The following is a 3857-nucleotide window of genomic DNA, read 5'->3' on the forward strand; positions in this document are numbered from 1 at the left end:
CTCCATGAGGGCTCATGGAGCGACCAACCCTACGTTCACCGGCTCGACCGTCGTGAGCGTCTCGAGCGTGGTGAGGGCGTGCTCCGCCAGCGTCTCGCGCGGGACCGCCGCGACGCGGGCCCGCGCGGCGGCCACCGCGTCGGCGCCGTGCCGCTCGGCAGCCGCCGCGAGGACCGGCGCGCGGCGCAGCGCCATGAAGTCCTGCCGGGAGCCCAGCACCTCGGCCAGGGCCAGCAGCTCCAGCCCGACGGCGGGGCCGGGCCGTGCACCACCGGCCCACTCGCCGTCAGCCCGCACACCGTCGCCCCGCTCGCCATCGCCCCGCGCACCGTCAGCCCCCAGCTCCACGCCGACCGCGTCTCCCGCCCCACCCGACACGAGCACCGCGCCCAGCGCGAGGCACACCGTGCCGAGCACGGGATGATCGGCCATGTGCCGCATGAGCTCTCGGTACAGCACCACCGCACGACGCCGCACGACGTCGGCCACCTGCCGCGCACTCGCGTGCTGCCCGGCGTCGACCAGCCGCACGATCCACGCGGACCCGACGATCACCGCCCAGGGCGCGGCCGGGGAAGGGTCAGCCCTGCCGTCACCGAGCACGCCGCCATCGGCCCCGCCGCCGTCGAACACGAGCTCGCCCCCGGGAACAGTGAGGTCCGCGAACACCCGCACGGCCTGCTCGTACAGGTCGAGCGCCTCGGCGACTTCGCCCCGCGCCCACGCGATCTCGGCCCGGCCCGCCCGGACCACGGCGCGCGACTCGTCTCCCCCGCGCTCGGCCTGGTCCGGCTTGTCCCCGGCACGCTCGACCCGCGCGCAGATCCGCTCGGCGCCCGCCAGGTCGCCGTCGGCGATCGCGGCCCCGAGGTCCACCCAGTCGAGCTGCCGCAGCGCGCCGTCGGCGCCGATCACCGTCAGGCCCTCGCGCGCCACGCGGGACCAGTGCTTCGCGGTTCCGCTGTCCCCCGCGCCGAACGCCGTGGTGGCCAGGAACATCGCGGCGCCGGCCCGGCTCGCGACGTCGCCGATCCCCTGGGCGAGCTGGTACGCGCGTTCCGCGCCGGCCAGCGCCTCGTCGAGCCGCCCGGCGTTCTCCGCCTCCTGCGACATGACGAGGTGGGCCAGGAAGGCGATGAGCGGATCGTCCGAGTCGCGCAGGCCGAGCACCGCACCCGGCGCCCCCGCCAGCAGCATGCTCGCCACCGCCCGGGTCCGCGGCCCGACGGCGTCGCCGTGGTCGCGCAGCACACGCCGCAGCCGGGCCAGCGCCCGCAGGTTCGCCGTCGTCCCGGAGAACGCCGTGGTGGCCGCCGCGTACGCGAGCGCCAGCGCGGTGACGTCGGCCTCCGCGGCCGGGACCGCCCACCCCGTGACGGCGTCAAGGACGGCGGGCGCGAGGTCGGCCGCGCGGTCCTCCGCCCCGCGCAGGGTCCACGCGCCGCCGAGCGCCACGAACCCGTGCACGACGACGTCCGGTCGCCCCGCACGCGCGGCCGCCCGGATCGCGAACAGCAGGTTCTCGTGCTCGCACCGCAGCAGGCCGATCGCGGTCACCTGGTCGGGCCCGAGCAGCCGGGACGTGCAGTACGTCGCGACGTCCTTGCCCCAGCGCAGCAGCGCGTCGCGGACGGCGTCGTCCTCGCCCGCCTCGGCCAGCCGCAGCAGGCCGAACTCGCGGACCGTCTCCAGCATCCGGTAGCGGACAGGGGCCGGAGCGCCCCCGGCGGCGCCAGGAGCGGCGGCGTCCTCCTCGACCACCAGCAGGGACTGGAGCACCAGGCCGTCGATGTCGTCGAGCACGTCGAGCGGCACCTCGTCGGTGGGTCCGACCGCCGGTGCAGCGCCCTCCGCAGCAGGCCCGAGCCGCCCGAGCGCCGCCGCGGCCTGCGCGGACAGCCCGTCGGGCAGCACGGAGACCCGGCGCCACAGCGCGCGCTGCGAGGGTTCCAGCAGGTTCCAGCTCCACTCGATGACGGCCTCGAGCGTGCGGTGCCGGTCCGGCACGGTGCGGTCGCCGCCGCGCAGCAGGGCGAACCGGGCGCCCAGGTGCCGCTCGATCTCCTCGACCGACAGCGTCCGCACCCGGGCGGCGGCCAGCTCGATCGCCAGCGGCAGCCCGTCGAGCCGGTCGCAGAGCCGCGCGACGACGGCGTCGGGCAGCTGGGCGCCGGGGCGCGCGGCGAGGGCGCGCTGCCGGAACAGCTCGACGGCCGGGCCGTGCGCGACGCCGGAGTCGCCCGCCGCGCCGGCCGACGCGAGCGGCGCCAGGGGGTACACCTGTTCGGCCGCGACCTGCAGGGGCGCCCGGCTCGTGGTCAGGATGCGCAGCCCGGGCGCGGCCGAGAGCAGCACGTCCGCCCAGCGCGCCGCGCCGTCGGGCACGTGCTCGCAGTTGTCCAGCACCAGGAGCGTCCGGCCACCCCGCGCCCGCTCCACCATGCGGTCGCGCAGGTCGCCGGCAAGCAGGCGGTCGGCCAGGCGGGTGGACGCCGCGGCCGACGACAGGCCCAGACCGTCCGCGATCGCGAGCGCCACGTCCTCGTCGGTACGCACGCCGGCGAGCTCCGCCACCGCGACGGACATCCCGCCCAGCGGGCCCGACGACGCCGCGGCCCCGTCCTCCGCGACCGTGCGCGCCACCTCCTGGGCCAGACGGGTCTTGCCGAGCCCGCCCGCGCCGAGGATCGTCACCACGCGGTTCCGCGTGAGCTCGCCGACGACGGCGCGGACGTCGTCGTCACGGCCGATCAGGGGCGTGGCAGCGGCGCGGAGCCCGCGCACGAAGCGACCGGTGCCAGGTCTGGTGACGTCCACCGGAGTGGCGGGGGCCGGCACGGGACCGTCAGGCGTGGTGCTGCGGGGCTCGGCGAGGCCGGGCTCGCCGATGCTCGGCTCCGGGACGCTCGGCCGCGTGGCGACGATCCGCTCGTAGAGCGCCACCAGATCGGGTGCGGGGTCGGCGCCCAGCTCGGCGACCAGCGCGTGCCGCAGGCGCCCGAACACGCGCACCGCCTCGTCGGGACGGCCCGACGCCGCGAGCGCCGTCATGAGGTCGCGCGCGGCGTCCTCGTCGAGCGGGTCGGCGGCCAGGGCCGCACCGGCGAGCGTGGTCACGGTCGCGACGTCGCCCGCGGCCACGGCGGCCCGGCGGCGCAGGCCGGTCAGCTCGTCGTGGAGCCGCCCGGCGGTGTCGCGCAACTCGGCGGCCAGTCCGGGTGTTGCGTCGTCCAGCCCGTCTCCTGGCTCCCCGCGCCAGAGGGCGAGCGTGTTGTCGAGGAGGACGGCGGCTGCCCCGGCACGCCCGCCGTCCGGGGCCTGGTTCGCAAGCGCTGCACCGGCCGTGGCCGGCCCCTGCTCCAGGAGCTCTCGTGCCTCAACCACGGCCGCCCGTGCGCGGTCCAGGTCGCTCGGGTCGCCGAGCGCGTATCCCGCGGGCGTGAACCGCACGACGTCGGGGCTCAGCGCGCGCAGCCGGGACACCAGGTTCTGCAGCGCGCCCCTGGGGTTGGCGGGCAGGTCGTCGCCCCACAGCGCGTCGACCAGCGACGAGACCGTCACGGCGCGAGGCGCGGCCAGCGCGAGCAGCGCGACGAGGCCGGCGGCGCGGGCGCCGCGCGGGGCCACCGGACCGTCGTCGGACAGCACGGCGACCGGCCCGAGAACCGCCACGACCGGGTCTACCCCGCGCGCCCCGGTCGGGGTGCCGGAGTTGACGTGCTGCATGCGCGCCACTCTAAGCGGTGCACCTGAGCCGACGCCCCTCACCGTGCCTTGGGGCCACCGGTTCCCCACGTCAGGTCGGCAGTTCCCTCAGTGAGTCGGCAGTTTGCTTCGAGGTCGGCACAGGCCTGTGC

General features: G+C 77.4%; 1 protein-coding gene. It reads right to left on the reverse strand.

Translation table 11 applies throughout. The features are described from left to right. Positions 1-12: 12 nt before the first annotated feature. A complete protein-coding gene (locus ACFU5G_RS29485) occupies positions 13-3726 on the reverse strand; it encodes a BTAD domain-containing putative transcriptional regulator (protein ID WP_377252627.1) in 3714 nt (1237 codons plus the stop codon). Between the last annotated feature and the right edge of the window lie 131 nt (positions 3727-3857).

Origin of the sequence: Promicromonospora sp. NPDC057488, assembly GCF_042802395.1 — a bacterium.
Classification (GTDB): Bacteria; Actinomycetota; Actinomycetes; order Actinomycetales; family Cellulomonadaceae; genus Promicromonospora.